This window comes from Streptomyces panacea (assembly GCF_040560175.1).
Taxonomy (GTDB): domain Bacteria; phylum Actinomycetota; class Actinomycetes; order Streptomycetales; family Streptomycetaceae; genus Streptomyces; species Streptomyces panacea.
This window is the reverse complement of sequence record NZ_JARJHW010000092.1, coordinates 1-17,542: the sequence shown is the minus strand read 5'-3', so window position 1 is coordinate 17,542 and position 17,542 is coordinate 1. Positions and strand designations below refer to the sequence as shown.

11 protein-coding genes are annotated in these 17,542 nt (G+C 72.8%); 4 read left to right on the top strand and 7 right to left on the bottom strand.

Annotation, left to right across the window (positions count from 1 at the left end):
- Positions 1-11 precede the first annotated feature (11 nt).
- From P3L51_RS21485 to P3L51_RS21470, 4 genes are all read right to left on the bottom strand, one after another.
- Complete coding sequence (locus P3L51_RS21485; RefSeq protein ID WP_435594494.1) at positions 12-1,376, bottom strand: PrsW family intramembrane metalloprotease; 1,365 nt, start codon at positions 1,374-1,376, stop codon at positions 12-14.
- Between the two features lie 64 nt (positions 1,377-1,440).
- Positions 1,441-2,244, bottom strand: coding sequence for a tRNA (guanosine(46)-N7)-methyltransferase TrmB (gene trmB, locus P3L51_RS21480; RefSeq protein ID WP_354606911.1), 804 nt, complete (start codon positions 2,242-2,244; stop codon positions 1,441-1,443).
- A 193-nt stretch (positions 2,245-2,437) separates the two neighbouring features.
- On the bottom strand, positions 2,438-3,706 hold the full coding sequence (lhgO, locus tag P3L51_RS21475) for an L-2-hydroxyglutarate oxidase (RefSeq protein WP_354606898.1): 1,269 nt from the start codon (positions 3,704-3,706) through the stop codon (positions 2,438-2,440).
- A gap of 166 nt (positions 3,707-3,872) precedes the next feature.
- Entirely contained in the window at positions 3,873-5,417 is a 1,545-nt protein-coding gene (locus P3L51_RS21470; RefSeq protein WP_354606897.1) for an NsdA family TPR-like regulatory protein, read from the bottom strand.
- A gap of 582 nt (positions 5,418-5,999) precedes the next feature.
- Here P3L51_RS21470 and P3L51_RS21465 point away from each other — a divergent pair.
- Complete coding sequence (locus P3L51_RS21465) at positions 6,000-8,096, top strand: asparagine synthase-related protein (RefSeq protein ID WP_354606910.1); 2,097 nt, start codon at positions 6,000-6,002, stop codon at positions 8,094-8,096.
- Positions 8,097-8,400: 304 nt separating this feature from the next.
- Here the strand turns inward: P3L51_RS21465 and P3L51_RS21460 are convergent, their stop codons facing one another.
- Entirely contained in the window at positions 8,401-10,440 is a 2,040-nt protein-coding gene (locus P3L51_RS21460) for a sigma-70 family RNA polymerase sigma factor (protein ID WP_354606896.1), read from the bottom strand.
- Positions 10,441-10,777: 337 nt separating this feature from the next.
- Positions 10,778-11,590: an SbtR family transcriptional regulator gene (locus tag P3L51_RS21455; RefSeq protein WP_354606895.1), complete on the bottom strand. Its 813-nt coding sequence runs from the start codon at positions 11,588-11,590 to the stop codon at positions 10,778-10,780.
- A gap of 335 nt (positions 11,591-11,925) precedes the next feature.
- Here P3L51_RS21455 and P3L51_RS21450 point away from each other — a divergent pair, with 335 nt between their 5' ends.
- Positions 11,926-13,377, top strand: a complete 1,452-nt coding sequence (locus P3L51_RS21450) for an NAD(P)/FAD-dependent oxidoreductase (RefSeq protein ID WP_354606894.1) — start codon at positions 11,926-11,928, stop codon at positions 13,375-13,377.
- Positions 13,378-13,514: 137 nt separating this feature from the next.
- The gene (locus P3L51_RS21445) at positions 13,515-15,269 is read left to right on the top strand and encodes an ATP-binding SpoIIE family protein phosphatase (RefSeq protein WP_354606893.1); all 1,755 of its coding nucleotides are present in this window, start codon (positions 13,515-13,517) and stop codon (positions 15,267-15,269) included.
- Here the strand turns inward: P3L51_RS21445 and P3L51_RS21440 are convergent.
- The gene (locus tag P3L51_RS21440; RefSeq protein WP_354606909.1) at positions 15,263-16,546 is read right to left on the bottom strand and encodes an MFS transporter; all 1,284 of its coding nucleotides are present in this window, start codon (positions 16,544-16,546) and stop codon (positions 15,263-15,265) included. The genes P3L51_RS21445 and P3L51_RS21440 overlap by 7 nt on opposite strands.
- Before the next feature lie 168 nt (positions 16,547-16,714).
- Here P3L51_RS21440 and P3L51_RS21435 point away from each other — a divergent pair, with 168 nt between their 5' ends.
- Complete coding sequence (locus tag P3L51_RS21435) at positions 16,715-17,257, top strand: MarR family winged helix-turn-helix transcriptional regulator (protein ID WP_354606892.1); 543 nt, start codon at positions 16,715-16,717, stop codon at positions 17,255-17,257.
- The last annotated feature ends 285 nt before the right edge of the window (positions 17,258-17,542 follow it).

Below are 17,542 nucleotides of genomic sequence, written 5' to 3'. Positions count from 1 at the left end.
CCCTGGGTGTTCTAGTTCCGATACGGGTTGTAGCCGCCGTAGTCGATGTACGGCGGCGGAGTCCACACCCGCCCCGTCGCCCGCGCCGCGTAAGCCAGCGCGGGCGACGCCATTTCCCGGCGCTGCCACATGTGGTGCAGCAGTTCCTGCTCGCGCTCGGCGAAGTCCCGGCCCGCGTCGCCGCGCCCCGCCCGGTGGCGCAGGAACGCGAGGGCGGTCGCGAACGCCTGGTACTCGCCGACCGTACGGGCCGCCGACGGCCCGTACGTACGGCCCGCCACATCGCGCGCCATCGAGCGCGCCCGCATCGAGGACAGCGCCAGCGGCTCGGTCTCGGCGAGCCAGCCGGCTGCCGCGTACGCCGGCAACTCGGCCGACACCGTGCGCAGTTCACGCTGCCGGCTCCAGATCGCCAGCCAGGTGAGCAGGGCGAAGGCGGGGACCATGAAGGCCGCGTACACCGCGTAGAAGCCGTACGGGCCGAACAGTGACGTGGAGCCGTTCCACAGGGCGTGCACGCCCATGGCCAGCACGAGGCCGAGCACCGGCGCCAGCCGGCGGCTCACCCGCAGGCGGCGGGGGGCGACGGCGGCGATGCCGAAGCCGATGCCCGTCAGGACCGTGAACAGCGGATGCGCGAACGGCGACATCACGACCCGTACGAAGAAGGTCGCCGCGGTCACGGACGCGAGGCCCGAGTTGCCGATCTGCTGGTCCTCGCCGAAGGCGTTGCCGAGATAGAGGATGTTCTCGGTGAAGGCGAAGCCGGTCGCGGTGAAGCCGGCGACGACGACTCCGTCGACGAGACCGGTGAACGACTTCCGGCGGAAGAGGAAGATCAGCAGGATCGCGGCGGCCTTCGCGCTCTCCTCGACGATCGGCGCCACCACCGTGGCCCCCAGGGACTCCGCGCCGGTGGGGTCGGCGGTGGCGGTGGCTATCCACTGGGTCGCGAAGGAGTTCGCGGTGATCGCCACGAGGGCGGCGGCGCAGGCACCCCAGGCGAAGGCGAAGATCAGATTCCGCCAGGGCCCCGGCTCGACCCGGTCCAGCCAGCGGAAGGCCGCCATCAGCAGCGGCACGGGCAGGGTCGCCAGACCGAGACCGACGAGGAAGCCCCGCGTGCCGGTCTGTTCCCGGACGAGCGCGAGGATCAGCAGGCCGCAGATGGCGAGCAGGATGATCACCGCGCCCGCGCGCACGGCCGGGTGCCGCCAGAACGAGCGGTAGGGCCGGTAGCGCCAGCGGGAGCGCTCCGGCACGGCGGCCCACATGTCACCGGCCCGCTCCTGCTGCTCGAACGCGGGGATCGCCGGGTGCGGGAGCGGGTGCGGGGGCGGAGGGGCGTGCGGCGGCGGTCGGGACGGTTCGGACACCTCCTGACCCTAACGAGCGCCACCGACACCCCGCGACGGTGCCCGGTCCGTCCCGGCCGGCGTGCTACCCGGCCGGAGCGCCGTCCTGCTCGGCCGGAACGTCGTGCACCTCGGCCGGAGCGCCGTCCACCTCGGCCGGAACCCCGTCCGCGACGCGGCGGAAGACCAGGTCGCGTACGGCATGCCCCTTGTCGATGCCCTGGCCCTCGAACCGGGTGAGCGGCCGGAAGTCGGGCCGCGGCGCGAAACCGTCGTCCGGGGCGGTGTTCTCGAAGGCGGGGTGCGCGGTCAGTACGTCGAGCATCTGCTCGGCGTACGGCTCCCAGTCCGTCGCGCAGTGCAGTACGGCACCGGGCTTCAGCCGGGGCGCGGCCAGGTCGAGGAACTCGGGCTGGATCAGCCGCCGTTTGTGGTGGCGCGTCTTGGGCCACGGGTCGGGGAAGTAGACGCGTATCCCGTCCAGCGAACCGGGCGCCAGCATCTCCCGCAGCAGGATGATCGCGTCGCCGTTGGCCACCCGGATGTTGGACAGTCCGTCGCCCTCGGCGAGACGCAGGAGGTTGCCCTGCCCCGGTGTGTGGACGTCGGCGGCGAGGATCCCGGTGCCCGGATCGTCGGCGGCCATCCGCGCGGTCGCCTCGCCCATGCCGAAGCCGATCTCCAGGACGACCGGCAGCCCGCCGAAGAGCGCGTCGAGATCGAGCACCCGCTGTCCGTCGATGTCCAGGCCCCAGGACGGCCACAGCCGCCGCAGGACATCGGCCTGGCCGGTCGTCACGCGGCTGCGGCGCGGCTGGAAGCTGCGGATACGGCGGTCGAAGTGCGATCCGGCGGGGTCGGCGGCCGGCCCCGAGCCCCCGGGGAACATCCGGGACCAGGGGTGGGCGTCGTCGGCGCGCGCGCCGTCACCGTCGCGGTCGCTGTTCACGTTCATCTGGGTCATCTGGGTCTCGGACACGTCTTCTCGGCACGATTTCTCAGGCACGACGTCTACCGCCGGCTCGGACAGGATTCTCTCGATTCTACGGACCCGCCGGACCCGCCCCGGGTGCCCCGCGGCCCTACGCCCCGTCCGCGTCCCTCAGCATCGTCAGCGCCCGCCTCGCCACCTCGCGGCCGATCGGGAGAGCCGCCGTCGCCGCCGGTGACGGGGCGTTGAGCACATGCACCGTGCGCGGTGACTCCTGGATCAGGAAGTCGTCGGCCAGCGTGCCGTCCCGCAGCACCGCCTGGGCGCGCACCCCGGCCGTCGCGGGGCGCAGGTCCGCGTCCGTCACGGCGGGCAGCAGCCGGCGTACGGCGGTGGCGAAGGCGCGCTTGGACAGTGAGCGGCGCAGCTCGCCCGCCCCGTAGCGCCAGTGTCTGCGCGCTATCCGCCAGGAGCCGGGCCAGCCGAGGGTGCCCGCCAGCTCACGGGGGCGCACGGCGGACCAGGAGTAGCCCTCCCTGGCCAGCGCGGGCACCGCGTTGGGGCCGACATGGACGCCGCCGTGGACGCCGCGCGTCAGATGTACCCCGAGGAACGGAAAGGCCGGATCCGGTACCGGATAGACGAGTCCGCGGACGAGACCGGGCCGGGCCAGTTCGAAGTACTCGCCGCGGAACGGGACGATCCGCATGCCCGGGTCGTCGCCCGTCAGCCGTGCCACCCGGTCGCACTGGAGCCCCGCGCAGTTGACGAGGGCGCGGGCCCTGACCACCTCTCCGGAGGACGTACGGACCGCGACACCCCAGGCCCGCCGGTCGACGACGGTGACCTCGGCGCCGTACCGCACGGAGGCGCCCGACGCCTCGGCCGAGTCGGCGAGCCGCGCCGCGACGGCCCCGAAGTCGCACACCCCGGTCGTGCCGACGTGGATCGCGGCCAGGCCGCGCACCTCCGGCTCGTACTCCATGATCTGCGCCGGGCCCAGCTCCCGGACCGGAATGCCGTTCTCCCTGCCGCGCTGGACCAGGGCGTGCAGCCGGGGCAGCTCGTCGCGGTCGGTGGCGACGATGAGTTTGCCGGTGACCTCGTGCGCGATGCCGTACTCCGCGCAGAACTTGACCATCTCGGCGGCGCCCTCGATCGCGTAACGCGCCTTGAGGGAACCGGGGCGGTAGTACACACCGCTGTGGATGACGCCGCTGTTGTGGCCCGTCTGGTGCCGCGCGGGGCCCCGTTCCTTCTCCAGGACCGTCACGCGGGTGCCGGGGGCGGCCCGGGTGAGGGCGTAGGCCGTCGAGAGACCGACGATGCCGCCGCCGATCACCAGCACGTCGCAGTCGTAGCCGTGCCGGTAGCCATGCCGGTAGCCGTGGCCGCCGACGCGACCGGAGCCGTCTTTCATCACCCGCGCAACCTCCCACCCCGATAGTGCACTGGCCCACTGACAATGCCCTTAAACCATCGAGGTACCACGCGTGTCCCGCATCGTTCACCAAGCATTCGGCATCAAGCACGTTCGGGCGGGTTGCCGGCCCAGCTCCCGGGCCAGCTCTCGGGCCCGCCCACCGCTACGCCGGCGCCACCAGCAGCGGGCGCGCCCGCTCCCGCAGCTCCGCGACCCGGGGCTCGTCGCCGTACGGCTCAAGGCGGTGCAGCAGGTCCCGTACGTACTCCGTGGTGCGCGCCGACGAGATCCGCCCCGCCACCTCCACGGCACGGGTCCCCGCCGCGCACGCCGCGTCCAGATTCCCGGACTCCAGCTCGGCGACCGCGCTCACCACCAGACGTAACCCGTGCGACCGCGCGAACTCCTCGGTCGGCCGCGACAGCGCCTGCTCCGTGAACCGCCGCATCTGCCGGGGCGCCTTCAGGTCGCGGTAGCACTCGGCGGCGTCGGCGGCGAAGCGGTCGTACGAGTAGAAGCCCAGCCAGCTGGGATCCGCGTCGCCCGCCCGCGAACGCTCCAGCCAGCCCTCGGCCGCCTTCAGCGCCGCCCCGGCCGCCGCCGCGTCGCCCGCCTTCGCGTGCGCGCGTGCCTCCACCAGCCGGAAGAAGCTCATCGTGCGGGCCGTCGCGAGGCCCCTGTTGCGTTCGAGCGCGGCCTGGGCCAGGTCGACGCCCTCGTCGGCGAAGCCACGGTAGGTCGCCTGGAGGGACATCGAGGCCAGCACATAGCCGCCGAGTGGCACGTCGGCCGCCGCGCGGGCGAGGCGCAGCGCCTGGATGTAGTAGCGCTGCGCGGCCTCCTGTTGACCGGTGTCGAAGGCCATCCACCCGGCGAGCCTGGTCAGTTCGGCGGTCGCCCCGAACAGTCCGCGGCCGACCTCGTCGCTGTACGCGGCGAGCAGCAGCGGCGCCGCGTCGACCCGCAGGCACTCGGGCACCATCGACGAACGCCAGTCCCCGCCGCCGTACTTGGAGTCCCAGCGCCGGGCGTCGGCCGCCGCCTCGCGGAGCTTGGCGACATCGCTGTGACCCACGCGCAGTGGCGAGACCTCGCCGGCGTCGGCCCCCGGGGGGCCCGTGGGAGCCGTGGGAGCCGCGGTGCCGGGCGGAAGGGCCGAGGAGGGCGGACCGGTCGGCCCGGGCCCGCCGTGCGCCGCGTGCGCTCTCCGTGCCGCCTCGGCCATCGCCGCGTCCCGCGCGACGGACGAGTCGGCGGGCGATATCAGCCACCGTGAGGCGGGCGTGGCATATGCGCTGACCGCGAAGGAACCGGCCAGCGACTGCCAGATGCCGCCGCTGCCCGCCCGCCGGCCCGCGAGGTCCAGCCGGTACAGATCGGTCGCCGACCGCACCGCCTCGCCCACGTCGCGCGGGAAGGCGAGACCCACCTCAGGCGCCGGATCGGCGTCGGCCAGGCCGATTTCGTGCAGTGGCACGGGGCGGCCCAGCTTGGCGCCGATGGCCGCGGCGATCAGATGGGGCGCCGCACCCTGCGGAACCATCCCCTTCGAAACCCACCGCGCCACTGAGGTTTTGTCGTAGCGAAGCGTCAGCCCGCGCTGCGACCCGAGGTCGTTGACCCGCCGGGCGAGACCGGCGTTGCTGATTCCCGCGAGGGCGAGAACGGTGCCGAGCTTCTCGTTCGGCCCGCGTAGCTCCCTGGACATGCGCCACCCCTCGACACACAGACGGCCGCCCCGCCGGCCCCTCTTGTGAGGGACCCCGTGGCATTCGTAAACCCAGCGTAGTTCGCCGCATCCCTACCGTTAAGGGGCGAGGGTCCGGATGGCGGGATTGTTGTCCGTACGCGAGTACGCGCAAAACCCGCCGCGGCTCGAACGTGCTCCGGGTGTGTGGCCGTGCGCCCGGCCGTGCGCTCTTGGCCAAAAGAGGCCGGGACCGCTTCCATGAGTGCTGCGTGGGTCGGCCCACTGCGTACTGGAACCAGTGGGCTGGGGGACACCGCCGCCTCATTTCCCCGCGGGTGGCGGATCGGTCCGGGAGGCGAAGGCGCCTCCCGGACTGTACGTTTGCCGGTGTTCTGTCGGCCGATCGGGCTCGGAGATTGGCTGAATGCTGCCTGTCCGACCTGAGCCCCTCGCCACCCCAATTGTCCTTTGCCAGGGGCGCATTCGCATTTCGCGCTCCTTCGCCGGGTCCCCTCCTGTGTGCCGTTGTCGTGGCAGCATGTCCACGAACGACTGATGACGACGGGTACGACTCTTGATCCACAGGCTGTGGAGGCGGCGATGCGCTGGTTGGTGGGGTGGAGCAGTATCGCCGCGAGCTTCGGCACGGCGGGAGCCGTGGGCGATCAGTCCGAGGGCCGTTCGGTCCACCCCGTCGGATCCCAACTCCTGTGGGGCGACCCGGATCCGCTGTGGGCCGTGGGCGACTGGCGCGACGACGAAGTGCGTGTCGTCAGTGTCGACGCCTTCACCCGGCTCGCCGTGTTCGGCTGCTGCGGAGCCACCGACGAACAGCTGAAACTGGGCCTGTTCGCGGCGCGCGGCGGCGCCCTGCGCCATCTCACCGCCTGGCCCGGCAGTTACACGGCGGTCGCGCAGATCGGCCGGCGGATCACCGTCGCGGGCGATCTGGCGGGCGCCAGACCCGTCTTCCACACCCCCTGGGCGAACGGCACGGCCTACGCCACCGCCGCCCTGCCGCTCGCCGACCTCATCGAGGCGCAGCTGGACATCGGGCACCTGGCCGCGCTGCTCGCCTGCCCCGAGACACCCGAAGCGCTGCGCGACTCCACGCCGTACGTGGGCGTCAAACGCGTCCCGCCCGGCCACGCCCTCGTCCTGCGCGAGGGCTCCCGCGAGATCACCGGATACGAACAGGTCGCCTCACTCGCCGTCGCCGCGCCCCAGGTCGACCCCGAACGGGCCGTCGAGGGAGTCAGGGACGCGCTCATCGAAGCCGTACGGGCCAGACTCCTGGCGCCGCGCCACGCCCCCGAGACCGCGCCGCCGGACCCCGGGCCCGTGCCCGGCATGGGGCCCGCCGACCGGCGCGCCGCGCGCGGCGGACCCGTCCCCGGCATCGGCGCCGACCTGTCGGGCGGCAGCGCGTCGGGCACGCTCGCCCTGCTCGCCGCCGGACTGCCCGGCGCCCCCGGCACCGTCCTCGGCCACGGCACCGGCGCGGGCGAACGGCTCCTCGCCGTCACCTTCAACGACCTGGTCACCGGCGGGCGCGAGGCCGAGCTGGAACGGGCCCGCGCCATGGCCTCCAACCCCCGGCTGCACCACGTGGTCGTCGCGGCGGGCGAAGAGGCCCTGCCGTACGCCGAGTTGGAAGGCCCGCTGACCGACGAACCCGGCCCGTCCCTCGTCACCGCCGAACGCCACCGCCGCCGGCTCGCCGCCGGCAGCGCCGACCACTTCACCGGGGCCGGGGCCCGCGAGGTGCTGGACGCCCACCCGGCGCGCCTGGCCGACCTGCTGATCGACCGGCGCCGCCGCGATCTGCTGCGGCCGACCACCGCGCTCGCCAAGGCCCAAGGGCCCGCGGCGGGCTCGCTGTTCGTGCCGCTGACCGTCTACCGCGCGGCCCGCCGCCTCGCCCGTACGCCGTACCGCACCGGCCTCGAACAGGCCGCCGCCCAGCTCCCCGGCGCACACCGCGACCGTAACGCCCCTGCCGCCGACGGGCCGTTGGGCGCCTCCCTCGCCGCGCTCACCTGGTCGCGTCCCGGACCGGCGGCACGCTGGCTCACGGGGGAGGCTCTGGCAGAAGTATCGGTTCGCCTGACGGCGGCGGCGATCCGCCCCACGTCCGTCCAGCGGCCCGGAGAGGCCCGCGCACGGGCCGCGCTGGCCCGGCACGCCGCCGATCACCGGATCTTCGAGCAGGCCGCCGAGATCCGCAGCCAGCGGCTGCACGCGCCGTTCTTCGACAACCAGGTGGTACGCGCCTGCCGGGCACTGCCCGAATCGCTACGGGTCCAGCCCGGCGCCCGCTCCGACATCCTGCGCGCCGCCCTCGCGGGGGCGGGCATCCACGACCTGCCGCCGGGCTGGGGCGCCACGACGCACGCGACGGAAGCCGCCGCGACCCGCACCGGCATGCGGGCGGCCGTCAACGACCTGATGGCCCTGTTCGACGCGCCGCTGCTGGCCGACGCGGGCCTGATCGAGGCGCGCGTGGTGCGCAAGGCGCTGCGCAAGGCGGCCGAGGGCGAGCCGATCCCGCTGGACGGCATCGCCGACCTGGTCTCCACGGAACTCTGGCTCAGACGCCTGCTCTCCCGCCGGGGCACCTGCTGGACGGGCTCGGCGGCGCCCCGCCAACGCGCGGTGGCGGGCGGCGTACTGCCCCGCCCGACGCTGCACCCGTAGCCACCGCGTCCGCAGCCCGTCGCACCGGCACCCCGCCGTGTCCGCAGCCCGTCGCGCGGGCTGAACCGCCGACCGGGCGCCGGACCTGGACGCCCCCTGGGGCGTGTCCGCGAAGTCCCGCCCGGCCCGCGACGCCGCGGTGACCTCGGCCGCTCCCGCGGCGGGCGGCACCTCGCCGTGTTGTCGTCGGTCGGCCACGTAATCCCGGGCCGTCGACAACGCCGAGCCGCCGCCTCGCGACGGGCCGCGCCCGCCGCCGCAGGCCACGCCCTTCGGGCGGACGTCGCCACGTCGCGGACGCGTCCTAGCGGCAACTGATCCTGGACTGCGCCCAGTCCGCCACCGCCACCGTGTCGAACGGCGTGTGCGGTTCGACCACCAGGCGGATGGTCTTCTGGCCCCCGATCCCCACGGTCACCGGCACCGCCGCGTCGCCACCGCGCACCACCGGGGAGCGCCAGAGCCGGCCGTCGTCGCCGTACACGGAGAAGCGCAGCGCGCCGAGCCCGAGCGTCATGTCGTCGACGCCCACCATCGCCTGGTAGGTGGCGCACCCGCGGTTCAGCTCGATGGTCACCGAACCCCGCGCGTGCATGGAGGCCCCGTGCCCGTACCGCGTGCCGCCGATCGACATGCCGGGGCGCTGCCAGAGCCAACCGCTCTCCCCGATCCGCACCTGGGGCCCGGACCCGTCGCCCGTCACGTCGTACTTGAGCTGGTTCACCTGATACACCTCCGGCGCGGGCGGAGGCGGCGGAGCCGGAGCGGGCGGCTTCGGGCGGGCGGCGGGCGGCGCCGGGGCCGAGGCCGGCGGCTCGGGCTTCGGTTTCGGCGGTGCCGGCTTCGCCTTCGGCGGCGTGGGGATCGGCTTCGATGTGGGCCGGTCGGCCGCCGGGACCGGCCGGGGCGCCGGTCCGGGAGCGGGAGGCGGCTTCAACTCCGGTGGCGGCGGCGCCTCTTCCGGTGTGACCGGCTGTACGACGGGCGGCTTCGCCTTCGGTTGGTCGGGGACCTCGTCTCCGCTCAGCGCCCACACCAGCCCGGCCGCCGCGGCGAGCGCGGCCACGGCCGCGATCCCCGCCTTCATCGGCGCGCCCAGCCCCTCGGCCGCCGCACCTCCCGCCGCGCCGGCTCCCGCCGACCCCGACGCACCACCACCGGCCGCGGCCGCCGCCGCACCCGCTCCGGCAGCGCCCGCCGCCCCGCCGGCGACGACCCCGGCGGCCTTGAGCGAATACCCGGCCGCGAACCACCCGATGACCGCGAGCGGCAGCACCGCCGGAATCCCGGCGTTGACGTGCGCCAACTCGCCCGCCACGAGGCGGCACTTCGCGCACTCGTCCAAGTGCTTGCGCAGCCCGCGCTCGGCCCGGATCCGCAGACCGCCGCGCGCGTACGCGCCCAGCCGGTCGGCGTACTGCGCGCAGTCCCCGGCCGAGGCGACCGCCGTATTCACATGCGCCTGGAGATACGCCTGCTTGAGACCTTCACGCGCCCGACTGGCCAGCACAGCGGTGGCATTGGCCGTCAGACCGAACAGCGGCGCGACCGTGCTCGGCGACTCCTCCTCGACGGTGGTGTGCCAGAGCACGGCCTGCCAGCGCTCGGGCAGACTGCGGAACGCCCGCATGGCGAGGGATCGTTCCGCCTCGTGCATCGCCCGCACGTCCGCGCCCAGGTCCAGTGTCTCGTCGTCCGACACCTCGGCCGAGCGGGCGGATTCGGCGGCGAACACCGCGAAGTCCTCGACCAGTTGCTCTCGCTTGGCGGTCTTCGTCCACGCGGCGGCGACGCGCCGTACGGTCGTGAGCAGATACGCGCGCACCGCCTGCTCCGGCCCGGCGCCCCCGCGTACCGCCTGGAGCGTGCGCGCGAACACCTCGGCCGTCAGGTCGTCGGCGGTGTGGGCGTCCCGGCAGCACGTGCGCGCATAGCGCAGTACGGCTGCCGAGTGCCGCCGGTACAACTCCTCGTACGCGCCGTCGTCGCCGCCCCGCATGCGCTGGATCAACTCGGCGTCCGACAGCGGCAGATCGGCGACGGGCCCCTCGACGAGTGCGTCGGCCCCGACGGGAACGCCCCCGCCCCCGCGCTGCGGCGGCACACTCGGGTCCGCCTCGCCCCGGAAAGCCCCAGGAGCGGCGGGAGCGGCAGGAGCCCTAGGAGTCGCTGGCGTCACCGGCCCAACAGGACCGGAGGGCCCAACAGGACCCGCGGGACCGGCAGTCCCGGAGAAACCTCCTGGCCCACCCTGATTCGGCACCTGCCCGGAAGGCGGCCTCCCCGTCTCCGTACCCCCCGCGCCGCCGCCACCCAGTGGCTCGTCCCGTCCGTCACCGCTCATCGCGGAAGCCCCCGTAGCGTCCTGCAGACCCGAAACACCTGGCCAGCGTGACACAGCGCCCGCCACCGCCAAACCCCGGTTGACAGCGACCACTCGTACGTGATTCGGCGCCGGAACGGGGCGCCGGCCCGGGGCCGTACGCGCAGGACTTCGTCGGGTGCGGCGGAAACGCCGTTCACCAGGATGTTCCGCACCGCCCCGGCCGGGAGGCGCCCCGGGCGGGCGCCCACGAGGGACGGCTCACGGCGGGGGCGGCACGGCCGCCGGACGAACTACCGTCCGACGGCCGCCCCACAGCCCCAAGTTGACGCGCGGAACAGAGACTTCGGACGCCGCCTCACGCCGCGCGGGAGCGAAGCCCTTCGAGCAGGATGTCCAGCAGCCGCGCCGAAGCCGCCGCCTGCTGCGCCGCGTCCGGCAGCGCGGGCGCCGCCGTGGCTATCACCAGCAGGACATCGGCCACCGTCACACCCGGCCGAAGCTCGCCGGCCGACCGCGCGCGCTCGACCAACTGCCCCACGACATCGAGCAGTTCGACCGTGCCTGAAGCGGCGTCGACCAGGTCGTCGCCCGGGGATCCCGCGGAACTCTCCGCCGACCCCAGGGACCCCGAGGAGTGCTGCCCGGCATGCTCACCGGGACCGACCACCCGCAGATCCGGGAGCCCGGACTGCCGCTGCTGCGGCACCCGTGCCTCGTCCGCCGCCTCCGGGACGACCGTCGACTCGTCGACGTCCACCCCGACCCTCAGCACCTGCGGCGGCAGCAGCCTGCCCGCGCCGGAGGCCACCGATGTTCGCAGGAAGCGGGCGAGCGCGGACCACGGCTCGTCCTCCTGCCCCAGAGCCGCACGCGCCTGCTCCGTCAGCCGGGAGGTCTCCTCCTCGGCTATCCGGCGGACCAGCACGTCCTTGCTGGGAAACCGTCGGTAGACCGTGCCGACCCCGACCCGGGCCCGGCGTGCCACGTCCTCCATCGGCGCCCCGTAACCGAGCTCGCCGAACACCTCACGAGCCGCCCGCAGGACGTGCTCGAGATTGCGCTGTGCGTCCACCCGCAGCGGTGCGGCACGGCCGATCCCGCCCGCGCTCGCGCGTCCGTTGCCGTCCATGGAAACGACGGCCTGCCAATGAGAATCCTGAATGTGCATAAGCGTTCCCCCGGTAATGACGTCTCCCCCCGGAGACCTCCCCGCCTGACAGCCGGGGCCGTGCGACCAAGTCACGGTCGACACCCCCGACGAAGTACGAACATAGTTGAGCCCCGGGGAATTCAGAAGGGGGTGGTTCCGCACAGTGCGCCCCCCGATCGGAGCAAGGACCGGAAGATGCCTGATTCGGCACTCTCCCTCCGCCGGGCCCGTACCCGCTGACCTGCGAACCTTCCCTGTCGCAGGGGGATTTGCGCACGTCGGGCCGTCGAAGGGCTCCGGTCACACAATTTGCCGGGGCTGTGGACAAACCCCGGAGCCCGTTGCCTCATGGGGTGGTGAAGGCAGAGATCTCCCGGGGGACGACCCCCGCACCACCGCCCCGCGCACGCGTTCTGGTCATCGGCGGCGGCTACGTCGGGATGTACACCGCGCTCCGGCTCCAGCAGAAGCTCAAGCGCGGCGAGGCGGAGGTCGTGGTCGTGTCGCCCAACGCGTACATGACCTACCAGCCGTTCCTGCCCGAGGCCGCCGCCGGCTCGATCTCACCGCGCCATGTCGTGGTGCCGCTGCGCCGCGTCCTGCCGGACTGCACGATCATCGTCGGTGAGGCCAGATCCATCGACCACGCCAGGCGCGTCGCGACGCTCACCACCCTCGCGTCCGAGGAAGAGGCGGCGACGCGAGCGACCGCCGGCGGCCCCGACGGCGCGCACGCCCCCAACTCGCCGGCCGACGCGCACGAGAGCCCCGGCTCGTTCGAGATGACGTACGACGAACTCGTCCTCGCCCCCGGCTCGATCTCCCGCACCCTCCCGGTCCCCGGCCTCGCCGAACACGGCATCGGCTTCAAGACCGTCGAGGAGGCCATCGCCCTGCGCAACCACGTCCTGGAGCAGATGGACATCGCCTCCTCCACCCGCGACCCGGAACTGCGCGACGCCGCACTCACCTACGTCTTCGTCGGCGGCGGCTACGCGGGCGTCGAAGCGCTCGCCGAGCTGGCCGACATGGCCCGCTACGCCACCCGCTACTACCACAACATCAAGGCCGACGACCTGAAGTGGATCCTCGTCGAGGCCTCCGACCACATCCTTCCCGAGGTCGGCCACGACATGGGCAAGTACGCGGTCCGCGAGCTGCGGGCCCGCAACATAGACGTACGTCTCGAAACCCGGCTCGACTCCTGCGAGAACCGGGTGGCCGTACTGAGCGACGGCACCCGCTTCCCCACCCGCACCGTCGTCTGGACGGCGGGCGTCAAACCGCACCCGATCCTCGCCGCCACCGATCTCCCCCTCGACAAGCGCGGGCGGCTCATCTGTACGGCCGGACTCGCCGTCGACGGCGCCGAACACGCCTGGTCGGCCGGTGACGCCGCCGCCGTCCCCGACCTGGCGGCGGACGAGCCCGGCGCCGAATGCGCCCCCAACGCGCAACACGCCGTCCGCCAGGCCCGGGTACTCGCCGAGAACATCGTCGCCTCGCTACGAGGCGAAACACCGCGGGACTACCGTCACCGGTACGCCGGCTCCGTCGCGTCGCTCGGCCTCCACAAGGGCGTCGCGCAGGTGTACGGCCGTAAGCTCAAGGGCTACCCGGCCTGGCTGATGCACCGCGTGTACCACCTCAGCCGCGTACCGACCTTCAACCGCAAGGCGCGAGTACTGGCGGAATGGACCCTTTCCGGGCTCTTCAAACGAGAGATCGTCTCCCTCGGCTCGCTGGAGCACCCGCGAGCCGAATTCGAACTCGCCGCCGGAAGGGAACGTCCCAGAGACGTCTGACGTCCGATGTCAGTGCGGTCGGCCACCCTGAACGTGTGACCATAGGTGGGTTCACATCTGCACAGAGTGATTCCGCAGAGAGCGATCCGACAGCCCGCCAAGGCGAACAGCAACGACACCATGAGGCCTGAAAATCCGTGAATTTCACGCGTTGGAGCGCCCGGCTCCCCGGTACACAGCGCCGCACCGCCGCACGGACGGACGCTGGAGAGGCGCACTCGCCGGGTTCCGCCAGTTCCGTGCCCGCCGCCCGTGGTGAATTCGAACGACACGGCGAGCGCAAGGACGGAAGAGAGCGACGGGAGGCAAGAGACGGCGGGGACGGCAAAGACGGCAGCCCGACGGGGATCCCCGCGCTCGAAGAGCTGGCCGTCCGCGATGTCCTCGACGGTCTCCCCGCCCTCGTCGCGCTGGTCTACGGCCACGACCACCGTGTCGCGTACGTCAACGACGCCTACACCGACGCCTTCGGACCACGCGAGCCGGGCACGACCGCGGCCGAGAGCTGCCCCGAGCTGGTCGAGCTGGGCCTGATGCCCCTCATGGACCAGGTACTGCGCAGCGGAAAGCCCCGCACGGTGAAGTCCCGCAAGGTCCAGTCCGCCACGTTCGGCACGGCCCACGCCCCGGCCAACGGCACCGCCACCGTGGCACGCGACGGCTCCTACACGGTGACCTGCACCCCCGTCGACACCAGCGGATCCGGCGGCGTGCTCATCTTCGCCGCCGACGTCACCGACCACGCCGAGGCCGCCGAGCGCCTGCGCGCGAGCGAGCGCAGACTCCGCGAGACCGCCGTCGCCCTCCAGCGCTCGCTCCTCCCACAGGAGTTGGAACAGCCCGACGACCTGCGCGTCGCCGCCACCTACCAGCCGGGCGGCACGGACGCGGCGGTCGGCGGCGACTGGTACGACGTGATCACGCTCGGCGCCGGCCGTACGGCCCTGGTCATCGGCGACGTCATGGGCCGCGGCGTCCGCGCGGCGGCCGTGATGGGCCAGCTGCGCACCGCCGTCCGCGCGTACGCCCGCCTCGACCTGCCTCCGCACGAAGTCCTGCAACTGCTCGACGGACTCGCCGCCGAGATCGACCCCAGCCAGATCGCCACCTGCGCCTACGCCGTCCACGACCCCAACGAGGGCCGGCTCGTCTACGCGTCGGCGGGCCACCTGCCGATCCTCGTACGCGCCGAGGACGGCACGGTCGCCCGCGCGGCCGACCCGACCGGCCCCCCGCTCGGCACCGGCGGCTGGATCCACACCTCCGGCACCATCGACCTCGCGCCCGGCTCCACCGCCGTCCTCTATACGGATGGTCTCGTCGAGCGCCGCAGCGAGGACATCGACGAGGGCGTGGCCTCCCTTGAGCGCGCGCTGGCCGGGGCCAAGGGATCACCCCAGGTCGTCTGCGACCGGCTGATCCGCGCGATGGGCGTGACGGCCGAGCACGACGACGACGTCGCGGTACTGGTCCTCCAGCACCCCGCCCGCACCGGGCAGGCCGCCGAACTCTTCCACAACGCCGCGCTCGACCTCCTCGGCGGCATCGAGGCGGCGCCGCGCGCCCGCGCGTTCGCCTCGGGAGTCCTCTCCTCGTGGCGCTTCCCCGTCGAGCTGAGAGATCTGGGCGTGCTCGCCACCAGCGAACTCGTCGCCAACTCCCTCCAGCACGGCACCCCGCCCATGCGTCTCAGACTCCGCCGCACGGACCGCCGGCTGATCATCGAGGTCACCGACGGGGACGACCATCTGCCACTGCGCCGCCACGCCGAACCGGCGGACGAAGCGGGCCGCGGCATCTCGATCGTCGCGACGATCGCCTCGTCCTGGGGCTCGCGCCGTACACCGGGCGGCGGCAAGGCGGTCTGGTGCGAGTTCGCGCTTCCTCATTGAGAGGCGGCGACGGTCTCCGGCTTGTGCACGGCGACCACGCGCGACCTGTGCGCCAGTGACGGCTGGTCCTGTACGGGGGTGAGCCGTCGGCCCAGCCGCAGCGCCAGCACGCTGACGCCGAGCGAGAAGAGCATGAACGTCACGATGTACGGGCCGTGCAGCGCGGCCCCCATCGGTCCGCCCACAGCGGGCCCCACGGCCAGCGCGAGCTGCTTGACCAGCGCGAAGGCGGCGTTGTACTGCCCGACCATCTCGTCCGGCGCCAGGTCGGCCACCAGCGGAGCCACGGTCGGCGACAGCATCGACTCACCGAGCCCGAACAGCGCGTACGTGGAGATGAAGGCGGCGGTCGCCATCGTCTGGCTCCCGTGCCCCAGGCCCGCGTACCCCGCGATGATCCAGGCGACCGCCCAGATCAGCCCGACCGCCGCGATGACCCGGCTGCGCCTGCGCCGCTCGACCAGCCGGAGCACGACGAACTGCGCGACGACGATCACGGCGGTGTTCGCGGCCAGCGCGATCCCGAGCGTCGACGGGTCGATCCCCGCGGCCTCGGTGCCGTACGCGGCCAGCCCGGACTCGAACTGCCCGTAGCAGGCGAAGAACAGCACGAAGCCCAGCACGCACAGCCGCACCATCGCCCGGTGCCCGAGCAGCGCGCGCATCCCACCACCCCCGGTCCGTGCCGCCTCCTTGGGAAGCGCGGACGAGGCGGAGGACGTACGGGGGAGCCGGACCGTCCCCGCGACGGCGGCCAGCACCAGGAACATGGCGGCCTCGATGCCGAACAGCAGGGTGAAGCTCCCCGGCCTGTCGACGTCGACGAGCTGCCCACCGATCAGCCCACCGACGCCGAGCCCGAGATTCTGCAGGAAGAACTGCGTCGCGAAGGCCCGTGTACGGGTCGACGGCGACGAGCACCAGACGATCATCGTGGCGAGCGCGGGCTGCATGACAGCGGTACCGGCGCCGAGCAGCGCCGCCGAGAGCACGGCGGCAGGCACAGTGGCCGCCACGCCCATGCCCACGGCCCCCACGGCGGCCAGCACCGCGCCACCGACGACGACGGGCAGCGGACCCCGCCGGTCGATCACGCGACCGGTGAAGGGCAGGGCGACGAGCGCGGCCAGCGCGAAGACGGCCAGCACGGCCCCGGCCGTACTCGCGCCCAGATCCCGCACCTGGGCCACATACACATAGAGATACGGGACGGTGAACCCGAGCCCGAACGCGCTCAGCGCGTTCCCTGCCTGGATCCGGCGCATCGCGGCGCCCATCACCCTGGTCACACTCACCTGCCTTGGAGGATCGGAGGAGAAGACTGAGGACTGAAGAGTCAAGCCTGCAAGAACTGAAGCCTGAAGACTTCGAAGCTAAAGTTAGAGCCTCAACAATACACATTGAAGGACTTCAACGCGAACGATGCGCGTGCCATACTGCGCCGCATGTCAGACACCCCCGAGGAGCCGAGCCTCGACGAACAGATCGCCGCCTATCAGCGGGAGTTCGACGACCTTGACCCCCAGGTGGAGAAGGTCGTCTCGGCGCTCGGCCGGCTCAACCGCCGGATGAACGTGGCGTACGGGCGACAGGTCTCCGACCTCGGCATCAGCAACGCCGAGTGGGAGGTCCTCAAGACGCTGGTCCTGGCGGGAGCCCCGTACCGCCTCGGCCCGGGCGAGCTGGCAAAGCGCCTCGGCCTCACGCCCGCGGCGATGACCCACCGCGTCGACCGCATGGCGGGCGAGGGCCTGGTCACCCGAGACCGGGACGAGAACAACCGGGTCCGGGTGATCGTCGAGCTGACGGACGAGGGCCGCACGAAGTGGCTGGAGGCCATGCGCATGGCCTCGGACTTCGAGGAGGACCTGCTCCAGGACCTCTCGGGCGAGGAGCGCGGAGTGCTGGGAGAGCTGCTGATCCGCCTCCTGCGCCGCGTGGAACACGCCCAGCCGGACGCCGGCGGACGCCTGACCGACCTGGACTGACCTGGGCCGACCCGCGGTTGACGGAGGGCGAACGGCCCAAGTTGACACCACCCGGGCCGGTCCGTAAGGTTCTTCGAGTTGTCATGGAGCCGTAACGGTTCTACGGCACACTCCCGCCGCTTGAATGCGGCACACAAACTCTGCGGGACGCCCCCGACCGGGAACAATTTCGGCATGCCGAAATCCATTACCGGGACTCGATTTGTGAGTCGGCGGGGAAACGGGCTAGAGTTTGAAACGTCGGAACGGCCGCAGGGCCGGAAAGACAAACCCGCTGACTGGGAA

Bases quoted from the DNA above. Each gene is read 5' to 3' on its own strand.
- trmB (WP_354606911.1), bottom strand. From the start codon at position 2,244: ATGTTCCCCGGGGGCTCGGGGCCGGCCGCCGACCCCGCCGGATCGCAC.
- lhgO (WP_354606898.1), bottom strand. From the start codon at position 3,706: ATGAAAGACGGCTCCGGTCGCGTCGGCGGCCACGGCTACCGGCATGGC.
- P3L51_RS21470 (WP_354606897.1), bottom strand. From the start codon at position 5,417: ATGTCCAGGGAGCTACGCGGGCCGAACGAGAAGCTCGGCACCGTTCTC.
- P3L51_RS21465 (WP_354606910.1), top strand. From the start codon at position 6,000: ATGCGCTGGTTGGTGGGGTGGAGCAGTATCGCCGCGAGCTTCGGCACG.
- P3L51_RS21460 (WP_354606896.1), bottom strand. From the start codon at position 10,440: ATGAGCGGTGACGGACGGGACGAGCCACTGGGTGGCGGCGGCGCGGGG.
- P3L51_RS21455 (WP_354606895.1), bottom strand. From the start codon at position 11,590: ATGCACATTCAGGATTCTCATTGGCAGGCCGTCGTTTCCATGGACGGC.
- P3L51_RS21440 (WP_354606909.1), bottom strand. From the start codon at position 16,546: ATGGGCGCCGCGATGCGCCGGATCCAGGCAGGGAACGCGCTGAGCGCG.
- P3L51_RS21435 (WP_354606892.1), top strand. From the start codon at position 16,715: ATGTCAGACACCCCCGAGGAGCCGAGCCTCGACGAACAGATCGCCGCC.